The sequence below is a fragment of the Kribbella endophytica genome, assembly GCF_054781295.1.
The window spans coordinates 2,300,656-2,319,538 of the sequence record NZ_BAAGUR010000001.1 but is presented as its reverse complement, the minus strand read 5'-3'; the positions used below and the strand labels follow the sequence as shown (position 1 = coordinate 2,319,538).

The 18,883-nt window shown below is 69.6% G+C and carries 21 protein-coding genes; 11 read left to right on the top strand and 10 right to left on the bottom strand.

Features of this window, described 5'->3' with window-relative positions; translation table 11 throughout:
* Positions 1-3: 3 nt before the first annotated feature.
* A complete protein-coding gene (locus tag ACYVIO_RS11035) occupies positions 4-744 on the top strand; it encodes a response regulator (RefSeq protein WP_460650582.1) in 741 nt (246 codons plus the stop codon).
* A 252-nt stretch (positions 745-996) separates the two neighbouring features.
* On the opposite strand, the gene ACYVIO_RS11030 is transcribed toward ACYVIO_RS11035, so the two are convergent.
* Positions 997-1,335 (bottom strand): MmcQ/YjbR family DNA-binding protein, encoded by a 339-nt coding sequence (locus ACYVIO_RS11030; RefSeq protein ID WP_460650581.1) that lies wholly within the window; start codon positions 1,333-1,335, stop codon positions 997-999.
* A gap of 87 nt (positions 1,336-1,422) precedes the next feature.
* On the opposite strand from ACYVIO_RS11030, the gene ACYVIO_RS11025 reads away from it, so the two are divergent.
* The 4 genes from ACYVIO_RS11025 to ACYVIO_RS11010 are packed head-to-tail and all read left to right on the top strand — an operon-like array spanning position 1,423 to position 5,668.
* Positions 1,423-2,463: an alpha/beta hydrolase gene (locus ACYVIO_RS11025; protein ID WP_460650580.1), complete on the top strand. Its 1,041-nt coding sequence runs from the start codon at positions 1,423-1,425 to the stop codon at positions 2,461-2,463.
* 10 nt (positions 2,464-2,473) lie between these two features.
* Positions 2,474-3,604, top strand: coding sequence for an MFS transporter (locus tag ACYVIO_RS11020; RefSeq protein WP_460650579.1), 1,131 nt, complete (start codon positions 2,474-2,476; stop codon positions 3,602-3,604).
* Between the two features lie 45 nt (positions 3,605-3,649).
* Positions 3,650-4,396 carry an esterase family protein gene (locus tag ACYVIO_RS11015; protein WP_460650578.1) on the top strand — a complete coding sequence of 249 codons (747 nt, stop codon included), beginning with the start codon at positions 3,650-3,652 and terminating at the stop codon, positions 4,394-4,396.
* A 36-nt stretch (positions 4,397-4,432) separates the two neighbouring features.
* Positions 4,433-5,668, top strand: coding sequence for an ATP-grasp domain-containing protein (locus ACYVIO_RS11010; RefSeq protein ID WP_460650577.1), 1,236 nt, complete (start codon positions 4,433-4,435; stop codon positions 5,666-5,668).
* On the opposite strand, the gene ACYVIO_RS11005 is transcribed toward ACYVIO_RS11010, so the two are convergent.
* The 4 genes from ACYVIO_RS11005 to ACYVIO_RS10990 are packed head-to-tail and all read right to left on the bottom strand — an operon-like array spanning position 5,649 to position 8,145.
* Positions 5,649-6,392 carry a class I SAM-dependent methyltransferase gene (locus tag ACYVIO_RS11005; RefSeq protein ID WP_460650576.1) on the bottom strand — a complete coding sequence of 248 codons (744 nt, stop codon included), beginning with the start codon at positions 6,390-6,392 and terminating at the stop codon, positions 5,649-5,651. The genes ACYVIO_RS11010 and ACYVIO_RS11005 overlap by 20 nt on opposite strands.
* Positions 6,389-6,721: a hypothetical protein gene (locus tag ACYVIO_RS11000; RefSeq protein ID WP_460650575.1), complete on the bottom strand. Its 333-nt coding sequence runs from the start codon at positions 6,719-6,721 to the stop codon at positions 6,389-6,391. The genes ACYVIO_RS11005 and ACYVIO_RS11000 overlap by 4 nt, the downstream gene beginning before the upstream one ends.
* Positions 6,718-7,749, bottom strand: a complete 1,032-nt coding sequence (locus ACYVIO_RS10995; protein ID WP_460650574.1) for a serine hydrolase domain-containing protein — start codon at positions 7,747-7,749, stop codon at positions 6,718-6,720. Before ACYVIO_RS10995 ends, ACYVIO_RS11000 begins: the two co-directional genes overlap by 4 nt.
* Before the next feature lie 3 nt (positions 7,750-7,752).
* Complete coding sequence (locus ACYVIO_RS10990) at positions 7,753-8,145, bottom strand: ArsR/SmtB family transcription factor (RefSeq protein WP_460650573.1); 393 nt, start codon at positions 8,143-8,145, stop codon at positions 7,753-7,755.
* Between the two features lie 61 nt (positions 8,146-8,206).
* Here ACYVIO_RS10990 and ACYVIO_RS10985 point away from each other — a divergent pair, with 61 nt between their 5' ends.
* Positions 8,207-9,076: an amidohydrolase family protein gene (locus ACYVIO_RS10985; RefSeq protein WP_460650572.1), complete on the top strand. Its 870-nt coding sequence runs from the start codon at positions 8,207-8,209 to the stop codon at positions 9,074-9,076.
* Here ACYVIO_RS10985 and ACYVIO_RS10980 read toward each other — a convergent pair.
* Positions 9,056-9,847 (bottom strand): epoxide hydrolase N-terminal domain-containing protein, encoded by a 792-nt coding sequence (locus ACYVIO_RS10980; protein ID WP_460650571.1) that lies wholly within the window; start codon positions 9,845-9,847, stop codon positions 9,056-9,058. The genes ACYVIO_RS10985 and ACYVIO_RS10980 overlap by 21 nt on opposite strands.
* 301 nt (positions 9,848-10,148) lie before the next feature.
* On the opposite strand from ACYVIO_RS10980, the gene ACYVIO_RS10975 reads away from it, so the two are divergent.
* Positions 10,149-11,966, top strand: coding sequence for a glycoside hydrolase family 2 protein (locus ACYVIO_RS10975; protein WP_460650570.1), 1,818 nt, complete (start codon positions 10,149-10,151; stop codon positions 11,964-11,966).
* Here ACYVIO_RS10975 and ACYVIO_RS10970 read toward each other — a convergent pair.
* Positions 11,963-13,018 (bottom strand): YeiH family protein, encoded by a 1,056-nt coding sequence (locus tag ACYVIO_RS10970; protein ID WP_460650569.1) that lies wholly within the window; start codon positions 13,016-13,018, stop codon positions 11,963-11,965. The genes ACYVIO_RS10975 and ACYVIO_RS10970 overlap by 4 nt on opposite strands.
* Before the next feature lie 100 nt (positions 13,019-13,118).
* On the opposite strand from ACYVIO_RS10970, the gene ACYVIO_RS10965 reads away from it, so the two are divergent.
* On the top strand, positions 13,119-13,892 hold the full coding sequence (locus ACYVIO_RS10965; RefSeq protein WP_460650568.1) for a GntR family transcriptional regulator: 774 nt from the start codon (positions 13,119-13,121) through the stop codon (positions 13,890-13,892).
* 51 nt (positions 13,893-13,943) lie between these two features.
* On the opposite strand, the gene ACYVIO_RS10960 is transcribed toward ACYVIO_RS10965, so the two are convergent.
* Positions 13,944-14,879, bottom strand: coding sequence for an MBL fold metallo-hydrolase (locus ACYVIO_RS10960; RefSeq protein WP_460650567.1), 936 nt, complete (start codon positions 14,877-14,879; stop codon positions 13,944-13,946).
* A gap of 118 nt (positions 14,880-14,997) precedes the next feature.
* Between ACYVIO_RS10960 and ACYVIO_RS10955 the strand changes: the two genes are divergently transcribed.
* Both ACYVIO_RS10955 and ACYVIO_RS10950 read left to right on the top strand, forming a co-directional pair.
* Positions 14,998-15,870: a LysR family transcriptional regulator gene (locus ACYVIO_RS10955; protein WP_460650566.1), complete on the top strand. Its 873-nt coding sequence runs from the start codon at positions 14,998-15,000 to the stop codon at positions 15,868-15,870.
* A 43-nt stretch (positions 15,871-15,913) separates the two neighbouring features.
* On the top strand, positions 15,914-16,810 hold the full coding sequence (locus ACYVIO_RS10950; protein ID WP_460650565.1) for a serine hydrolase: 897 nt from the start codon (positions 15,914-15,916) through the stop codon (positions 16,808-16,810).
* On the opposite strand, the gene ACYVIO_RS10945 is transcribed toward ACYVIO_RS10950, so the two are convergent.
* Positions 16,807-17,202 (bottom strand): RidA family protein, encoded by a 396-nt coding sequence (locus ACYVIO_RS10945; RefSeq protein WP_460650564.1) that lies wholly within the window; start codon positions 17,200-17,202, stop codon positions 16,807-16,809. The genes ACYVIO_RS10950 and ACYVIO_RS10945 overlap by 4 nt on opposite strands.
* Positions 17,203-17,466: 264 nt before the next feature.
* Here ACYVIO_RS10945 and ACYVIO_RS10940 point away from each other — a divergent pair, with 264 nt between their 5' ends.
* Positions 17,467-18,264: an arylamine N-acetyltransferase family protein gene (locus ACYVIO_RS10940; RefSeq protein ID WP_460650563.1), complete on the top strand. Its 798-nt coding sequence runs from the start codon at positions 17,467-17,469 to the stop codon at positions 18,262-18,264.
* Here ACYVIO_RS10940 and ACYVIO_RS10935 read toward each other — a convergent pair.
* Positions 18,224-18,859: a flavin reductase family protein gene (locus ACYVIO_RS10935; RefSeq protein WP_460650562.1), complete on the bottom strand. Its 636-nt coding sequence runs from the start codon at positions 18,857-18,859 to the stop codon at positions 18,224-18,226. The genes ACYVIO_RS10940 and ACYVIO_RS10935 overlap by 41 nt on opposite strands.
* Positions 18,860-18,883 lie beyond the last annotated feature (24 nt).

Here is an 18,883-nt window from a genome sequence, read left to right as displayed (position 1 = left end):
GAGATGACGGATCAGATCCGGGTGCTGGTCGCCGACGACCAGGGCGTGATCCGGACCGGGCTCGCGATGATTCTCGACCACGAGGCCGACCTGACCACGGTCGCGCAGGCCGGCGACGGTGAGGAAGCGCTGCGGATGGTCGATCAGTTCGACCCGGACGTCGTGCTGATGGACATCCGGATGCCGGTGATGGACGGGCTGGTCGCGACCGAGCGGATCACCCGCGCCAACCAGGCGGCGGGGAAGAGCAAGCCCGCGGTCCTGGTGCTGACGACGTTCGACGACGAGGCGTACGTGCTGAGCGCCGTACGGGCCGGTGCTTCGGGGTTCCTGCTGAAGGACACGGACCCGGATCTGCTGGTGTCCGCCGTACGGGCTGTGCATCGTGGGGACTCGCTGGTGGATCCGGCGTCGACGCGGGTGCTGCTCGAGCGGTGCGTGGAGCTGGAGCGCAAAGTCGGGAACGGCGGGGAGACCGCACCGGCGCCGCAGGACGCCGGGCGGTGGACCGGGGCGCTGTCACAGCTGAGCGAACGGGAGCGCGACGTACTGGTGTGGATGGCCCGCGGGCTGTCGAACCGGGATCTCGCGGCGAAGCTGTTCGTCAGCGAGACGACGGTGAAGACCCATGTCAGCAGCGTCTTGTCGAAGCTGGGGTTGTCGAGCCGGGTGCAGGCCGTGGTGGTCGCCTACGAGGCCGGGGTGGTCCGGCCGGGTGAGGCCGAGGTTCGGTGGGAGTCCTAACTGTGCTCGTCTAAAAGAAGAGCCAGAAGACACCCGCGACGACGGCGAGCACGAGCAGGACGGTCAGGATCTGGCTGAGCACCGACGCCTGGCGGCGGCGGGGTAGGAAGTCTCCGGTCATACCCCCAAGCCTGCAAGGAATCCGGCGCGCAGCCATCGGCCGCCGGGACGATCCTGCTGTGACGGAAGTCGCCCCCAGGTCGCAGGGGCCTCATCCTCAGGGAGGAGATAGTTGCCCAGGGCTACTGACGGCTACCGGAAAACCTCGGCGCGTACCTTCTTCGGGACGACCATCGACCAGGCGTCCAGGACCAGTTCGCGCAGCTCGTCGGCGTCGATCGCGTCCAGGTGGACCTGGATCCAGCGGAAGCGTTCGTCCGACGGCTTCGGCCGGAAGAACTTGTCCGGCTCGGCTGCGATCGCCGCATCGCGCTCCTCCTTGGGGAACGCGATGCCCATCGTCTGCTCGTCCGGTGAGACCGCGAGGTAGACGATCTGCCCGACCCGCCACTTGATGCTGTCACGGACCAGCACCTCGTAGCTGCGGGGCAGGTCGGCGGTCGCGGCGCGGATGTCCTCGAGATCGACCATCCTTCGACGGTACGCCGAAACGCTGACAGGGTGTGTCAGTGATCACGCGATGACCGGCTTCCGGAGCGTGGGACGTACCGTGGTCGGATGCCTGACGAGGTGAAGAGCGCGGTCGAGGGGGCCGAGGTGGTGTTCCGCCTCGCCGACCCCGAGCACGCGCTGCCCGGCGTACGGCTGTGGGAGGAGCTCGGGCTCGCGGCCGAGCAGCTGGAGTTCAAACCGGTCCAGTACGGCTGGGAACTGCGGCTCCCACGGCCCTCGGTGCACCGGATGGAGTACCTGTTCGACGTCGCCGACACCGGGATGCGGACCGACCCGACCAACCCGCGCGTGGTCGGCGGCGCGTTCGGCGAGCACTCGTGGCTGCCGCTGCCCGGGTACGTCGAGCCCGCCTGGATCTCGGTCGAGCCGATCACGTCGGGGCTGACTCCGCTGCCGGTCGAGACCTCACCGGTCGGGCCGGTCGACGTCCAGGTGTGGGCGCCGGACGGGATCGCGCCGTCGTTCGAGCTACCGCTGCTGCTGTCGCACGACGGGCCCGAGTTCGCCATGTACGCCGGGCTCACGCACTTCGCCGGCGCGATGGTGGCCGAGGGCACGCTTCCGCCGTTCCGGCTGGCGCTGGTCCGGCCGGGGTCGCGCAATCTCTGGTACGCCGCCAACCCGTCGTACGCGGAGACGCTTGTCGAGCACGTGCTGCCCGCGATCACCACGCAGTACAAGAGCAAGCAGCCCGTGCTGATGGGCGCGAGCCTCGGCGCGCTCGCCGCGCTGTACGCCGAGTGGAACCACCCCGGGACCTTCGCCGGGCTGTTCCTTCAGTCGGGCTCGTTCTTCACGCTCACCACGGACCCGCAGGAGTCCGACTTCGAGTACTACGCCGAGGTGACCGGCTTCGTGAACCAGGTGCTCGCGGCAACCTCCGCGCCGAGCACGCCGGAGATCGCGATGACCGCCGGCACGCCGGAGGAGAACGTGCACAACAACCGCGTGATGGCCGCGCACCTGGCCACGCTCGGCCTGGAGGTCGACTTCAACGAGTCGCCGGACATGCACAACTTCACCGCCTGGCGCGACACCTTCGACCCCTGTCTAATCGAGCTGCTGCAGCGGGTCTGGGCCGCCTAGGGTAGAGCGGGTGCTCAGAACACTCGCAGGCTTCGGCGCGTTCGGACTCTTCTGGGGAGCGTGGGGGGCGATCCTGCCCGCGGTCCGCTCGGAGGCGGGCGTCAGCGACGCCCAGCTCGGCGGCGCGCTGCTCATGGTCGGCCTTGGCGCCCTGGTCTCGATGCGCTTCACCGGCTACCTGATGGACCGGTACGGCGGTGTGGTGCTGCCGGTGGTCGTCGTACTGTTCGGCGCCTGCGGAGTCCTGCCGGCCTTCGCAGGCTCGGCGGTCACACTCGGTGCAGCCCTGTTCCTGCTCGGCGTGACGTCGGGCGCCACCGACGTGGCGATCAACGCGACCGGTACGGCGGCCGAGGCCGAGACCAGCAAGCCGCTGATGAACCTGGCCCACGGCCTGTTCTCGATCGCCGTGGTGGTCTCCAGCCTGAGCACCGCGGGTCTGCGCTCAGCAGGCGCCGGGGCTCTGCCGGTGCTGGGCGGTGTGTTCGTGGTGATCGCGCTGGTCGCCGTACTGCTGCTCCACCCGAACTCACCCCGCTCTGTCGCCGTCCAGGCCGACAAGCCCAAGCGGCGACGTCTGGAGCCCGCCCTGCTCGTCTTCGGTGGGCTCTGCGCTCTCGCGTACGTCGTGGAGAACGCCTGGCAGAGCTGGAGCGCCGTACACCTCGACACCTCACTGGGCGCGGCACCTGGTCTCGCATCGAGCGCGCCGGCCGTGTTTGCCGCAGCTGCAGCGACCGGACGCATCAGCGGCAACGCACTGCTCGCCCGACTCCGCCCAGCCCAGCTACTGGTTGCCGGAGGCGCCGTTGCAGCCGTCGGCTCGCTACTGGCCGCTACAGCGGGCAACGCCTGGGTGGCACTCGTCGGCGTAGGTATCGCAGGGCTCGGTACGTCGGTCTGCGCGCCGACGATCATCAGCATGGCCGGTGCCTGGGCCGGACCCGAGCGGCGGGCCGGTGCGATCTCCACCGTCACCACGATCGCCTACCTGGGCTTCCTGCTCGGCCCGGCCGCGGTCGGCGCGGCCTCCAGCGTCTGGTCGTTGCCTGCCGCCCTGGCCGGGGTCGCTGTACTCGCTGTAGTCGTCGCCCTGCTCGGACCGGTCGCGGGACGCGCGGGGACCAGACAGCCGACCTGAAGTCGTGCGAGGGTTACCGGCAGGACAGTGAAGGGGTGAGGCCGCGTGGAACGTGAGCAGGTCGAACTGGACGCGCCGGGGCTGGACCGTCCGGGCACAGTGATCCGCTACGGCCACTACGGCCGGCCGGTCCTGGTCTTCCCCAGTGAGCAGGGCCGGGCCTGGGACTACGAGAACAACGGCATGGTCGGCGCCGTGGCGGACCTGATCGAGGCCGGCCGGGTGAAGCTGTACTGCGTCGACTCCTACGACCACGTGAGCTGGTCCGACCGCAGCATCCCGCTGGAGGAGCGCGCTCGCCGGCACGGGCTGTACGAGTCGTGGATCCTCGACCAGGTGGTGCCGGCGATCGGCCGGGACACTCCGGGCGCCGCGGACATCATCACCACCGGCTGCAGCCTGGGCGCCTTCCACGCGCTGAACTTCGCGCTGAAGCGGGCCGACCTGTTCCCGATCGCGATCTGCCAGTCCGGCAACTACGACGCGTCCAGCTGGCACGCCTGGGGCGACCGCGGCGACGCGACGTACTTCAACAACCCGGTGGACTACCTGCCCAACCTGGACGGCGACCACCTGGAGTGGCTGCGCAGCCGGATCTTCCTGGTCCTCACCGTCGGGCAGGGCGACTGGGAGACGCACCCGACCGGCTCGCTGCCGTCGGCCCGCGCCACCGCCGCGCTGCTGGCGGCGAAGGGCATCCCCCACGAGCTGGACCTGTGGGGACACGACGTAGCTCACGACTGGCCGTGGTGGCGCAAGCAGATCGCTCATCACCTGCCCCGATTCTCCTGACTCTTTCCTGTTTCACTTTCTTTCTTTGGAGCTACTGTGGCTGACCGCTCTCAGCACTTGATCGGGTTGTTGCTCGGCGCCGAGGAGGACTGGCCGCAGGCCTTCGAAGCCCTGCTGCGCCGCGTCGGTCCGGTGGAGACCGCCGGCACCACGCACGAGTTCGGCACCGAGCGGCTCACCATCGAGCCGTTCGACCTGAACGACCCGGTCCGGGTCGAGCTGGTGATCGACCGGCTGGCGTACTGGTACTACCACCCGCGCGAGTGGCTGAAGAAGGCCGCGCTGATGAACGGCACGTACCTGCTGAACTCACCGTTCACGTTCCAGGCGATGGAGAAGCACTCGGCGTACTGCGCGATGCTGCGGCTCGGGCTGAAGATCCCGCGGACCGTGCTGGTGCCGTACAAGAACCCGGTCGACAACGTCCGCTGGGCCTACACGTCGGCCAAGTACAACAAGACCTTCGACCTGGACGCGATCGCCGACGACCTCGGCTACCCGATGTACATGAAGCCGTTCGACGGCGGCGGCTGGCGCGGCGTCTCGCGGATCAACAACCGCGAGGACCTGCACACGGCGTACGACGAGTCCGGCGAGATGCTGATGCACCTGCAAGCGACGGTCGAGTACGAGAAGTTCGCCCGGGCGCTGTCGATCGGCGCCGAGACGATGGTGATGGACTTCCGCCCCGACGAGCCGATGCACAACCGGTACGCCGTCTCGCACGACTTCCTCAGCCCGTCGGCCGGCCACCAGGCGGTCGCGATCAGCCGGATCGTGAACGCCTTCTTCGGCTGGGAGTTCAACTCCTGCGAGATGCTGGTCGCGGGCGACTCGGTGCACCCGATCGACTACGCCAACGCCTGCCCCGACGTCGCGATCACCTCGCTGCACTACTACTTCCCGTGGGCGATCGGCGCGCTGGTCAAGTGGTCGATCTTCTCGCTCGCCACCGGCCGCCGGACGAAGGTCGATCTCCACACCGAGCGCTACTTCGCGATCGCCGACGACGAGTCGCTCGACTACGACGCCAAGATCGAGGCGTACCTGAAGCTGGCCGACGAGCACTTCGAGACCGCCAAGTACCAGGAGTGGTGCGCCCAGAACCTGCCGAACTTCGACGAGCAGCTGGTCGAGTGGGTCAAGAGCCCCGACTTCGACCGCATCCTCACCGAGACCGTCGCGGCAACCTACCCGGCCCACGAGCAGGAGAAGTTCCGCGCCCACTTCCGCGGCCTCACCGGGCTGTGGGTCATCGACCAGTCGCGGTAATCAGGCGGGCTGCCGGGTGGTGGGTCCACTCACCTTCCGGCGCCCGCTGCAGGAACTTCGCGCGGAGGTCCTCGACGAAGGCTTCGCCGCGGGCGATCGCGGTCGCGCGCATCGGGCCGGAGCGGGCGTAGGCCTCGAAGAACTCCGCCGCGTCGGTGTAGGTGATCGGGAACTTGATCAGCTCGTACCGGTCGACCGCGATCACCTTGGCCAAGTCCTTCTCGGGATCGGACTGGCCGGGGCGGAGTAACTCCTTGATCAGGCTGAACGGGCCGGTCTGCTCGGTGACGGACGGCCAGTAGACGACCGAGAGCCGGCCTTCGGAGCGCAGTGCGTCGTACCAGGACCTGATCGCCTGCTCCGGCTCGGGCAGCTGCTGCAGGCCGAAGACGGAGACGACCGCACCGCAGGCGTTGAGCCAGCGGGGGTCGAGCGTCGAGGCGTCGCCCTCAATCACGCTGACCAGGTCGTGGCCTCCGACGCGCTCGCGCGCCAGGCGGACCATGCCGGCCGACAGGTCGATGCCGACGATCTCCCGGTTGGGGAACTGCTCGAGCAGCAGGTCCAGCTCCGGGAACGTGCCGCAGCACGGCACCAGGATCGGACCGGGCGGCAGGTCGCCGAGCTGCGCGACGGCCGCCTCCACCCACGGCCGGAAGCGCGGGACGAAGTACTGCTCGTAGCCGGCGGCGGCCTCGTCCCAGCCGCGGGCGAGGTCGTTCACAGGAGCACCGCGCAGAAGGCGCCGGCCACGAGCAGCTGGAGAGCAGTGGAGACTCCACGCCGTACTGGGTGAGCCTTGAACCAGGGCAGGCTCGACCAGGTCCAGCCGGCCAGTGCGGTCGCTGCTGCCATCAGGGCCAGGCCGACGAGCCAGAGCCAGGACGGCAGCGAGTTCCAGTCGGCGGTAGCGCGGGCGATGAGCAGGAAGAGCACTCCGGTGACCAGCACGATCAGTACGTCGGCGCGGTCGCGCAGCTTGCGGGTGTGGACCTGCCAGAGGGCGAGGACCGGGTAGCCGACCGCCAAGGCGATCAGGATGACGTCTCTCACTGGGCCTCCAGGAGCTCGGTCGCGAAGTCGTCGACCGGTACGGCGACGTCGGACAGGACGACCACGGCGCGGCGGCGTTCCAGGTCGATGCCGATGAACGAGCGGTACCCGCCGGTGCCGCCGTTGTGCCAGACCATGCTGCGGTTGTCGGGAAGCGGAGTGGTCAGCCAGAACAATCCGACCCGATCCTCGTCGAAGTCGCGGCGCGGGGCCAGCGCTTCGACGTACTTGCCGCTGAGCAGGGTCCGGGCGAGCAGTGCGAGGTCGGACGCGGTGGAGACGACTCCACCGGCCGGGGCGTAGCCGGTCTGGGTCCAGGGCGCCTGCTGGCGTCCGCCCGAGCCGTAGCCGTCAGGAGCCGCGCCGACGTCGTTGACCGGCGTACGGGATTCCGTCATGCCTACTGGCTGGAAGACGTGGTCCTGCAGGAGCTCCGGGTAGGCCATGCCGGCCTGTTGGGCCAGGGCTTGGCCCAGCAGGGCTCCGCCGAGATTCGAGTACGTCGGCTTGCCGCGGCCCTTGGTGCTCGCGGACCGGGCCTGGTCGAGCAGCTGGTCGACGCTGTACGGGTAGGGGTTGCCCGCGGCCAGGCTGGCCAGCAACGACCGGGCCGCGGGCAGCGGACTTCTGGTCGTGTTCGGCAGACCGGACTGGTGAGTCGCCAGGTCCTCCAGCGTGGCACTGGCGACGTCGGACCCGTCCAGCGGCAGCAGCGAGCCCACCTGCTGGTCGAGCTTCACCTCACCGCGTCGTACGGCCTCACCGAGCAGGATCCCGGTGAGCGCCTTGCTGATCGACCCGATCTCGAAGCTGCCGTGCTCGTCGGTGCCGCGGCCCGCGAAACGCGTCGCGGTGTCCTCGACGACCGCGACGGACAGCCGGTGGCCCGGGCCCTCGTAGTTGTCGTCGATGAAGCGCTGCAGCTCGGTGTCGCCCGTCCGGGACTCGGCCAGGTGCAGCGCACCGGGCCGGATCAGCCAGCCTCCGACGGCGAGGGCGACTGCGAGCAGTACGGCTGTGAGCTTCATGCCTTACCTCTCCAGGGCGACCAGAATCGCGCGCAGCGCGACCACCCGGGTCGGGGGTACGGCGAAGACGCCGCGGCTGGGCGTGTGCAACCAGCCCTCGGCCGTCAACTGCCGCAGATGGTGGTAGATCTGCCCGCTCGTCCCGAGGCCTTCGACCTCGCTGAGCGCGCTGACCGTCGTTCGTCCGTTCAGGATCTCGCGGAGCAGTGTCAGCCGGACCGGATGGCCGAGCGCGGCCAGCGTCGACGCCCGGGAGGTCCAATCCGTTTCCAGGATGTCGGCCGGGCCTGCGTCGCCCGTCGGCCGCGGCCGTTGCCGTGGATCGAGCCGGGCGGATTCCAGCGCGGCAACGCGCCGTTCCAGCTCCGCGAGCCGGTTATCCACAGGTCTTTCCACACTGTGGATAGTACGTAGCTACGTAGTTCCTGCAAAACATCAGCGTGTCTAGAGTGTTCGGGTGCGTGACGACGAAGTGCCTGCTTGGTGGCGGCGGCTGGGGTTGGATGGGCTGGTGGACGTGCACGTCCACTTCCTGCCCGACCAGGTGATGAACGCGGTCTGGGCGTACTTCGACCAGGCCGAGCAGCACTACGGCGTCGCCTGGCCGGTCCAGTACCGGACGCCGGCTCTCGAGCGCGTCGAGACCTTGCGGCAGTTGGGCGTACGCCGGTTCTCCGCGCTGGTCTACCCGCACAAGCCCGACATGGCCGCCTGGCTGAACGGCTGGGCCCGGGACTTCGCCGCTCAGACCCCTGGCTGCGTGGCGAGCGGGACGTTCTACCCCGAGCCCGGCGCCGCGTCGTACGTGAAGGAAGCGCTGGAGCTGGGCACCCGGATCTTCAAGGTGCATGTCCAGGTCGGTGACTACGACCCGCGCGACGAGGAGCTGGACGCGGTCTGGGGACAGCTGGCCGAGGCCGGCGTCCCGGTGGTCGTGCACTGCGGGTCAGGACCGATCCCGGGCCGTCACACCGGGCCGGGCCCGATGGGCGACGTACTGGCCAAGCACCCGCGTCTGACGGCCGTCATCGCCCACCTGGGCATGCCGGAGTACGCCGAGCACCTGACGCTCGCCGAGACCTACCCGAACGTGCACCTGGACACGACGATGGCGCTGACCCCGTTCACAGAGTCACTGGCGCCGTACCCGCGGGAGCTCCGGCCGCGGATGGCGGCACTGCAGGACAAGGTCGTGCTCGGTTCGGACTTCCCGAACATCCCGTACGAGTACGCCGTACAGCTGGAAGCCCTGGAGCGGCTGGACCTGGGCGACGACTGGCTGCGCGCCGTCTGCTGGGAGAACGGCCTACGGCTCCTCGACGGGTAGCTGCGAGGCGAACCAGGCCAGTGTGAGCCCGGTGAGCAGTGCGTCCCGGTCGATCTCCAGGCTGACCAGCTGCGCGTTCCAGGCGAGCAGTGCGGTGCTCAGCACCAGCGCGGAGATCTGCTGACCCTCGTTGAACGCCGTGAGGTTCTCGTTGAACCAGCGGACCTCCGCCAGCTCGGCAGCGTCCAGCCCGCGCTGCTGCGCGACCGCCTCCGACACAGCCGTGTACGCCGGAGTGGCGCCGAGGCCCTCGCGGTCGTCGCCCACCTGGTACTCGTCGTAGCCCAGGCGGCACATCAGCTCGTCCCAGCCCGCCGCGGCCCGGCTGCTCGGCGAACCGCCCTCCGGACCGTTCAGCGCGGTCCAGGCGATCGACGGGATGACCAGGTGATGGCTACCGGCCACCTCCAGCCGCATGGCCGCGTCCAGCACGTCCATCACCCCACTCGGCCAGGCGTGCGTCAGCAGCGCCGGCCGAGCATCCGGATGCGCGGACCGCAGGTGCAGGAAGTGGACGAACTGACCACCGATCTCGGTGGCGTAGTGGTGGTAGGCGCTCAGCCGGGCCTCGTGGACGCGCCAGTCGTAGCCGTCGAGCCAGTAGTCGAGCAGCTCGTCGGCGTACGCCGCCGGCACCACCCGGTCCAGGCCCGCGGCGATGTACCCACCTCCGTCGCGGAACGCGCGGAGCCGGTCGTACAGCGCGTCGAGATCACCCTGCGGCACTCGCAGCCGCAGCTCACGGACCTCGGCGGTGCGCTCAGTTCCCACCCATCGACCTCTCCCTCTCCCCGCTTCGCACAGCCCTGCTGACCAGCATGACGCTCCGGGCGGACGGTTTGTTGTCCTCGGCCGCGACTTGCCTCTTCTGACAAAGAACGAACCGATGCCGAAAGGGTTGCACGAACGGGCTGACAACTTGCTGACACTTCTGCCGCAGGACAAACCATTGACAACGTTGCCCGGTCCGTGCGGACGTCCGTGTCCACTCTTCGTCCACCCGTTGCCCCGCCTATTCCAACGTTGTAAAGTCGACGCCGACCTGCTCAGCACACCTCACGGGAGCCTCTCGATGCCCAGCACCCAGCCCCGCCCCGAGCACCCCCGGCCGCAGTTCGTCCGCCCGCACTGGCTGAACCTCAACGGCGAGTGGCAGTTCGAGGCCGACAAGTCCGACTCCGGCCTGGAACGCGGCCTGGCCGAGCGCGAGCTCGAGCGCCGGATCACCGTTCCGTTCGCGCCCGAGTCCGAACTGTCCGGGATCGAGGACGTCGACTACCAGGAAGCCGTCTGGTACCGGACGACCGTCACGATCCCCGCCGACTGGACCGGCAACGACGCCGTCCTGCACTTCCAGGCCGTCGACCACGACGCCACCGTCTGGGTGAACGGTGTCGAGGTCGTCCGGCACCGCGGCGGCTTCACGCCGTTCAGCGCCGACCTGGCCGGCGTCGCCGGACCGGGCGAGGAGGCGCTGATCGTGGTCCGCGCCCGCGACAGCAAGAACGGGTCGCAGGCGCGTGGCAAGCAGAGCACGATCTACTTCAACCGCGACTGCCACTACACCCGGACCACCGGTATCTGGCAGACCGTCTGGCTGGAGGCCGTCCCGTCCGTCCACCTCGGGCGGCCGCGGATCACCCCGGACGTGGCCGGCTCGGCATTCCACCTGGCCGTCCCGGTCTCGGCGAACAAGCCGGGCTGGAAGGTCCGCGCCGTACTGTCCGACAGCGACGGCGAGGTCGTCGCTGCCGAGGTCCGCGCCGACCTGGACCTGGCGCCGCGCCTGGTGCTCGCCGTACCGGCTGATCGCGTCCGGCTGTGGGACACGACCGACCCGCACCTGTACGACGTACGGCTGGAGCTGGTGGACGCCGACGGCGCTGTGGTCGACCAGGCCGCCAGCTACGCCGGCCTGCGGTCGGTGTCGATCAACGGCCAGGCCGTACTGATCAACGGCAAGCACGTCTTCCAGCGGCTCGTGCTGGACCAGGGCTACTGGCCGGAGAGCCTGATGACGGCGCCGTCCGAGGAGGCGCTGGTCGCGGACATCGAGCTGAGCCTCGCGGCCGGCTTCAACGGCGCCCGGCTGCACCAGAAGGTGTTCGAGGAGCGGTTCCTCTACCACGCGGACCGCATGGGCTACCTGGTCTGGGGCGAGTTCGGCGACTGGGGTGCAGGCGTCGGTGACACCGGCGACAACAACCAGTTGCCGACCGCAACGTTCGTGACGCAGTGGCTGGAGGCGGTCGAGCGGGACTACAGCCACCCGTCGATCGTCGGCTGGTGCCCGCTGAACGAGACCCACCAGCTGCTGCACGACCGGATCACCCAGCTGGACGACGTGACCCGGGCGATGTTCCTGGCCACCAAGGCGGCCGACACGAGCCGGCCGGTGCTGGACGCGTCCGGCTACTCGCACCGGGTGCCGGAGACGGACATCTGGGACTCGCACAACTACGAGCAGGACCCGGTCGAGTTCGGCAAGCAGATGGCCGGGCTGGCCGACGGAGCGCCGTACGGCAACACCGGTGGCCGCGAGGACCGGCCGATCTCGCAGCCGTACAACGGGCAGCCGTACTTCTGCAGCGAGTTCGGTGGGATCTGGTGGAACCCGGAGGCGGTCCAGCTCGCGGGGACCGACCGGGCCGAGTCGTGGGGCTACGGCCAGCGGGTGAAGGACGAGGCGGAGTTCTACGACCGCTTCACCGGGCTGGTCGACGTACTGCTCGACGACCCGCGGATGTTCGGCTACTGCTACACGCAGCTGACCGACGTCTTCCAGGAGGAGAACGGCATCTACCGCTTCGACCGCTCCAGCAAGCTGGACGTCGAGCGGGTCCGCAAGGTGCAGATCCGCGCGGCCGCTTTCGAGCAGCAGCAGGGCTAGAGCGTCCCCGTCGCCAACTGCAGGCCGAGGCTCCCCAAGCTCACGCTGACCCACAGGATCGCCCCCAGCAGGAGCGGCCGGAGCCCGGCCTTGCGCAGTTCGCCCACCCGCAGCGACAAGCCGATGGCCACCAACGCACTGGTGATCAGGAAGGTCCCGACGAGCGCCAGGTCCGCCTGGCGCTCGTCGGGCACCAAACCGGCGGTCCGCAGCCCGGCCGCCACCAGGAAGCCGACGAGGAACAGCGGCAACATCCGCCGCCAGGGAAGCTTGCGTCGTACCGATCCTTCAGAAGCGGCGTCCCGGCGGGACTTCAGGATCACCAGGCCCATCACGATCGGGACCAGCATCAGCGAGCGGGTCAGCTTCACAACCAGCGCTTGATCGCCTGCTTCCTGGCTGAACGCATAGCCGGCCGCGACCACCGACGACGTGTCGTTGACCGCCGTACCGGCCCACAGGCCGAAGGCTTCCGGGCCGAGACCCATCAGGTGGCCGAGCGGCGGGAACGCCAGCACGGCGACCACGTTGAACGTGAAGATCGTCGCCAGCGCGTACGCGACCGACGACTTCTTCGCCTCGATCGCCGCCGTCGTCGCGGCGATCGCGGACGCGCCGCAGATCGCCGTACCGACGCCGATCAGGATCTGCGTGTCCCCACGCACCCCGAGCAACCGGCCGAACAACCAGGCCCCACCGAGCGCGATCGCCAGCGTCCCGAGCATCACCGGCAGCGATCCGGCGCCGACCCGCGCGACCTGCTGCAACGACAACCCGGTGCCCAGCACCACGATCGACACCTGCAGCAGGAACTTCGAGGCGAATTCGTACCCCGGCCGCGACCACTCACCCCGCAGTACCGGCACGACCGAGCCGACCACGACCCCCAGCACCAGCCCGAACACCGGCCCGCCGACCACCGGCACCAGCCGCCCGAGCGGCACCGCCGCCATCGCGAGCACGAGCACCACCAGCAGCCCCGGCAGCCGCTCGACGAAATGAGGTTTTGCCGCCGCTTGTGACGACGCCGGTGACCTAACCTCGATCTGCACGCCGGGACCCCTCGCTCTTAAATGTACGCACATTTAAGCTAAGAGATGACCGGACATTTGGCAAGCCGGGGTGACCCACGGCTCAGACGGGAAGGCCTCGATGACCGAGCGCAAGCTCAACCGCGGCGGCGGCCGGCCGCTGTGGAAGCAGCTCCAGGAGGAGCTGGTCCGTCGGCTTCGCGCCGGCGAGTTCGACGACGTCTTCCCCGGTGAGCTCGCCCTGGTCGAGGACTACCAGGTCAGCCGCCACACCGTCCGCCAGGCGCTCAGCCAGCTCCGCGCCGACGGTCTGATCGTCGCCGAGCGCGGCCGCCAGCCGCGGGTCGCGACCGCTCCGGAGATCCGGCAGCCGATGGGCGCGCTCTACAGCCTGTTCTCGTCGGTCGAGGCGTCCGGCCTGCCCCAGCACAGCGTCGTACGGGCCCTCGACGTCCGCGCCGACGGCGTGATCGCCAGCCGCCTCGGCCTGGAGGCGTCGATCCCGCTCGTCTACCTCGAACGCGTCCGCTTCGCCGGCGACGAACCCCTCGCGCTCGACCGCGTCTGGCTCCCGGCCGCTGTTGCGGAGAGCCTGCTCGAGGCCGACTTCAGCCACACCAGCCTGTACGCCGAACTCGCGGCCCGTACCGGCCTGCGCCTCGACCACGGCCGTGAGGACATCCGCGCGGTCAACCCGACGTCGGCCGAGCGGGCCCTGCTGCACTGTCCCGCCGGTGCCGCGGTCTTCTCCATCAACCGCCTGGCCCACGCCCAGGGGCGCCCGATCGAGTGGCGGCACACCGTCGTACGCGGTGACCGCTTCGCCCTGGCCGCGGAGTTCTCCGCTCACCAGGGCTACCGCCTGACTCCAGCGACCGGGACCAGCCTGGCTTGAGTGGTTCACGCCGGGCGCGTTGGCCGCTGGAGTGCGCCCGGCGTGAAGCTTTCAGAGGGTGATCGACTCCAGGTGGTCGACCTTCTTGAACTCGGCACCCGCCGCGAGCACCGAGGCCTCGAGCTTCGCCAGACCACCCCAGTCCTCGGCCGGCTTGTCGAGCGGCTCGTCGAAGTCGTCCCAGTGCGTCGCGATCACCAGCGGCACGGGCTTGATGGTCTTCAGCAGCCGGTCCGTCACGCCGGGCTCTCCACCGGGCGCGGCCAGGACCACGTCGACCTCCAGGTCCTTCAGCGCGACCGGGTCGAAGCCGGCCGTGCTGAGACTGAGGATGCGCAGGCCACCGATCGTCAGCACGTAGGCGAGCGTTCCGCCCTCGACCAGGTCGGCGATGGTCCGCGGCCTGGGCGGTACGACGGCCGGACGCGTTCCTGGGAAGGCGAACTGGTGCCGCGCGCCACCACACGAGTGCAGCGACCGGAACACCTCCACCGTGAATCCCTCCTTGAACGGCAGGTACTCACCGCCGACCACCTGCGTCAGCTGGTCGCCCGGCGCGCGCAGCGCCCGCAGCAGGTTGAGGTGCGTCTCGTTGCCGAGCACGGTCGCCTTGGTCTTGCGGGCGATGTACGGGACATCAGGGAGGTGGTCGTAGTGCCCGTGGTGCACCAGGATCGCGTCGGCCTTGGTGACGTACTTGTCGATCACACTGGGCTTGCTGACGATCCGGGTCGAGTCGTCGGCGCCCTCCGGCGTGTAGGTGCCGGTGCGGAATCTGGTCAGCCACGGGTCGGTCAGCACGACCGAGTCCCCGGACCGGATCTGCCACGCGTGGTTGCCCCACCAGGTCAGCTCGACCGGCTGCCGCCCCGCCTTGACCACTGCAGGCTCGTCCGCTGTCGCTGCCCGCACTCCTGCCGCTGTCCCGGCAGCACCCACCGCCGCGACCGCGGCACCTCTGAGCACACCTCTCCGGCTCACCGTCATCCCCAGTTCTCCTCACCTCGACGTGCCGCCCAGTCAAGGCTTTGCGATGGACCGATGTCGAATATGCTCTTACATATGATCCGATTGCCTGCACATATCACCCCAGGTCAGCCGGGTCATGCTCACTGAACGCCACCTGCAAATCTTCGTCGCGCTCGCCGACGAGCAGCACTTCGGCGACGCGGCCCGGGTCGTCGGCATCACCCAGCCGCCGCTCTCCCAGGGCCTGCGCCGCCTGGAGTCCCTGGTTGGCGCCAAGCTCTTCGAACGCGGCCCCGGCCGAGTCGAGCTCACCGCGGCCGGTGCAGCCCTCCTCCCGTACGCCCGGCGCGCACTGGGCTCGCTCGACGAGTTCCACCACGCCGCGGGCGCTCAGGACCCCGAGGGGCCGGAGGTACGCCTCGGCCTGACGTCGGAGGTCCCGCCGGCCATCGGCGCCGCTGTAGCCGCTGCACTGCCCAGCGGGCGAGTCACCGTCGTCACTGCGCCGACCAGCCAGCTCCTGCCTCAGCTGACGTCCAGTCGCCTGCACCTGGCCGTCGTACTGCATCCGGCTGTGCTCGACGGGCTGGAGGCTGGGCCGGTCACCCTCCTGCCGACCGAGGCGCTGGTGCCGACCGCACTGCACCTTGACGACGGCGTACCGCTCAAGCTGCGCGACCTGGACGCGCTGCCGATCGCCGTACGGCCGCGTGCTGAGGCGCCGGCTGCCAGGGACTTGGTGCTGGACACGCTGGATCTCCACCGCCCAGCAGGCGGCACAGTCGTGGTCACCGACGAGCGGGCCGCTCTGGCGATGGCCGCTGCCGGGCAGGCGATCGTGGTGACACCGGACCGCTCGCTGCACGCGGCTGGGCTCGGCCGCCATCCGATCGTCGACGACCCACTGCCTGTACGGCTCCGCCTGGTCTGGCCAGCTGCCCGTACGCCGTCAGCGCTGCTCCCCGACGCCCTGGCTCGCATCGCCCAGGCCCTGGCGGTGACGCCATGAGCGGCTCTCTCCGCAGACGCGCCGAGTCCCTGGCGGTGACACGGTGAGCGCCCCACTTCGCGATTCCGCCGCGAACCACCTGCGCGCGATCTTCGAGGACGCCGGCGCCCGCGGCTGGTTCCACGCGGTCTCGCTGGACCGCCCGGACGAGGCGATCTCCCTCGACGCCGACCACGTCGTACCGATGGCCTCGGTCTACAAGCTCCCCCTGGTCATCACCTTCGCCGACCTGGTCGACCGCGGCTCGCTGGATCCCCAGCAGGCGGTCACACTCCAGCCTGCAGAACGCACGCCCGGCCCGACCGGCCTCGCGATCTTCAGCGACCCGGTCACCCTCTCCCTGCGCGACCTGGCCGCGTCGACGATGGCCCTGTCCGACAACGCCGCCGCCGACGCGCTGCTCGAGGTCGTCGGCCTGGACCAGGTCGCCGACCTCCTGCAACGTGCCGGCCTGACCAGCACCCGGGTCCGCCGAGGCACCGCCGACAACCTGCGTGAGCTGGTACGCCGTACGCGAGCCAGCGACGCCGACGCCGCGCTCGCCGTACTGGCCGACAACGACACCACCGACCCGTCCGGCGTCTACGAAGCGGCCAACGGCTCGGCGACCAGCGCCCGCGACATGACGACGCTGCTCGCCAAGCTGTGGTCCGGCGAACTGCTCTCCGCGGGCCAGACCGCCTTCGTGCAACGGCTGATGGCGCAGCAGGTCTTCACCCAGCGGATCGCGTCCGCGTTCCCGCACGACGCCGTCCGCGTCTACGGCAAGACCGGGACGTTCGGCGCGCTGCGCCACGAGGTCGGCATCGTCGAGCTGCCCGGCGGGCCGACCGTCGCCGTCGCCGCCCTCACCCGAGCCGCCCGCGCCGACAAACGCCTACCCCGCGTCGACGCCGCCATCGGCCAGGCCACCCGGTACGCCGTCGACCGGCTGCGCTAGTCGGCGACCACGGCATACGCCTCGACTTCGAGCACAAGCTCGGGACGGAACAGCCCGACCACCTGCACCGCCGTACTGGCCGGCGGGTTCGCTGTGTCGACGTACGCATCCCGAGCCACCCGTACGGCGGGCAGCACGCCGATGTCGGTGACGTAGAGGTTCAGTTTCACCACATCGGCGAAGCTCGCCCCCGCCGCCTCCAGACACGCGGCCAGGTTCGCGAACATCTGCCGGGCCTGCGCCTCCGGATCGCCGACCCCCACGATCTCGCCCGCCGCGTCCAGCGCGACCTGTCCCGCGATCGCCACCCAGCGTCCGGGCCCGGTGACGACATGGCTGTACCCATTGCCCGCGGCAACACCTTCGGGCTGCGGGTAGGAAAGCTGACTCAAGAGACCCTCCAGGATCGTGAACCGGCCTCCATCCTGACCCGGGAGCCCCGTATCGCACCAGCGCATACTCCGCACACGAGCCATGCGCTCGCGGCATACCTTGCCGCCAATGGAACTGACCCTCAAACGGTTCCATCAGGACCGGCTGCACGGTGTACGTCGCGACACGGGCGGCCGACGAGCCGTGTGGTGCCGTCGCCTTCGTCGACGCGCTCCGCGAGAGCACTTGACCTCAAGTCGACTTGAACCGCTGAGATGGGCGCCATGACCAACGAGTGGGGCATCGAGCGGCTCGACCTGGCCGCCTACCTGAACCGGATCGGCCAGCCCGCCGGAGACGTTTCGGTGGAAACGCTGCACAGGCTGCACGCGGCGCACGTCCGGAGCATCCCGTTCGAGAACGTCGACGTCGTGCTCGGCACCCATCCGGGATTGGAGCTCGATGTCGTCCAGGCCAAGCTCGTCGCGCGGCAACGCGGCGGGTACTGCTACGAGCACGCGCTGCTGTTCGCCGCCGTACTGGAGACGCTCGGCTTCGAGGTCGAGCGCCGGGTGGCGCGGGTCCAGCCGCACAAGTCCGGGCCGAAGACGCACATGAACCTGCTCGTCCGCGTGAACGGCGAGGAGTGGCTGGCCGATGTCGGCTTCGGCGCCGGCATCCTGCACCCGATGCCGCTCAAGGACGGCGCGGTCGTCAATCAGGGCGGCTGGGAGCACCGGCTGACGGACGATGCCGGCACCTGGACCCTGGCGAAGAAGACTCCCGATGGCTGGATCCCCCAGCACGCCTCGAACGACGAGCCGCAACGCCTGATCGACTACACCGTCTACCACCACTACGTCGCGACCAATCCGCACTCGCCGTTCTCGACCAAGCTCGTCGTGATGCGCCTCGCCGACGGCGTCAGCCGCCGCGTGGTCGGCACCGAGCTCACCACCGAGTACGCCGACGGCCGGACCGAGCACCGCACGCTCACCGCCGACGATCTCGGCCCGGCGCTGGCCGCACTCGACGTCGTACTCAACGACGAGGAGCTGGACCGGCTGCTGCTGAAGCGCTAGGCGTCTCGGTCCGGAAGCTCTCGCCCAGCTGCTCGCCGAGACCGAAGTAGTGGCGGAAGTTGTAGATCAACGGCGACCAGGCCCGCGGATCGACGTACGACGTGCCCGGTACGACGATCTCGGCGGCCGCGTGGACCCGGAGCACCTTCGCCTGCACGAGCAAGAAGTTGCCGCCAGCATCTAAATCGACACTGACCGCCGTTGCCTCGAACTGCAGCGGGCACTCGCCGACCCGCGGCGGCGCGACCAGCTCGGACTTCTGCTCGGTCAGGCCGGCCGCTTCGAACTTGCGCGGCTCGTACCGAAATCGTTGACGCTTGTGCTCCGGCACAGGATTGCTGCCGGTCAGACTCGCGAGCCGCTCGACGGCGTCCCACTGCGCCGGCGACGGGTAGTTGACGACGAGCTCGGGCCGGCTGCGCACGTTCGTCCCGGTCCGGCCTTCCCCGCCGAGACCGAGCACGACGACGTCGCCGAGCGCCCAGGCCGACGACATCGGAGCCAGGTTGAAGGTCCCGTCGCCGTTGTCCGTGGTGATCAGGGCCACCGGCGTACCGGCGTACAGGATGGAGGGCTCGATGGTGAGATGCGTCATGCCGCCGAACCTAGGTCCGGATCG

Coding starts and splice junctions, on each gene's coding strand:
- ACYVIO_RS11035 (WP_460650582.1), top strand. CDS start 4: ATGACGGATCAGATCCGGGTGCTGGTCGCCGACGACCAGGGCGTGATC.
- ACYVIO_RS11030 (WP_460650581.1), bottom strand. CDS start 1,335: ATGGTCGATCTCGAGGACATCCGCGCCGCGACCGCCGACCTGCCCCGC.
- ACYVIO_RS11025 (WP_460650580.1), top strand. CDS start 1,423: ATGCCTGACGAGGTGAAGAGCGCGGTCGAGGGGGCCGAGGTGGTGTTC.
- ACYVIO_RS10995 (WP_460650574.1), bottom strand. CDS start 7,749: ATGAAGCTCACAGCCGTACTGCTCGCAGTCGCCCTCGCCGTCGGAGGC.
- ACYVIO_RS10975 (WP_460650570.1), top strand. CDS start 10,149: ATGCCCAGCACCCAGCCCCGCCCCGAGCACCCCCGGCCGCAGTTCGTC.
- ACYVIO_RS10965 (WP_460650568.1), top strand. CDS start 13,119: ATGACCGAGCGCAAGCTCAACCGCGGCGGCGGCCGGCCGCTGTGGAAG.
- ACYVIO_RS10960 (WP_460650567.1), bottom strand. CDS start 14,879: ATGACGGTGAGCCGGAGAGGTGTGCTCAGAGGTGCCGCGGTCGCGGCG.
- ACYVIO_RS10955 (WP_460650566.1), top strand. CDS start 14,998: ATGCTCACTGAACGCCACCTGCAAATCTTCGTCGCGCTCGCCGACGAG.
- ACYVIO_RS10940 (WP_460650563.1), top strand. CDS start 17,467: ATGACCAACGAGTGGGGCATCGAGCGGCTCGACCTGGCCGCCTACCTG.
- ACYVIO_RS10935 (WP_460650562.1), bottom strand. CDS start 18,859: ATGACGCATCTCACCATCGAGCCCTCCATCCTGTACGCCGGTACGCCG.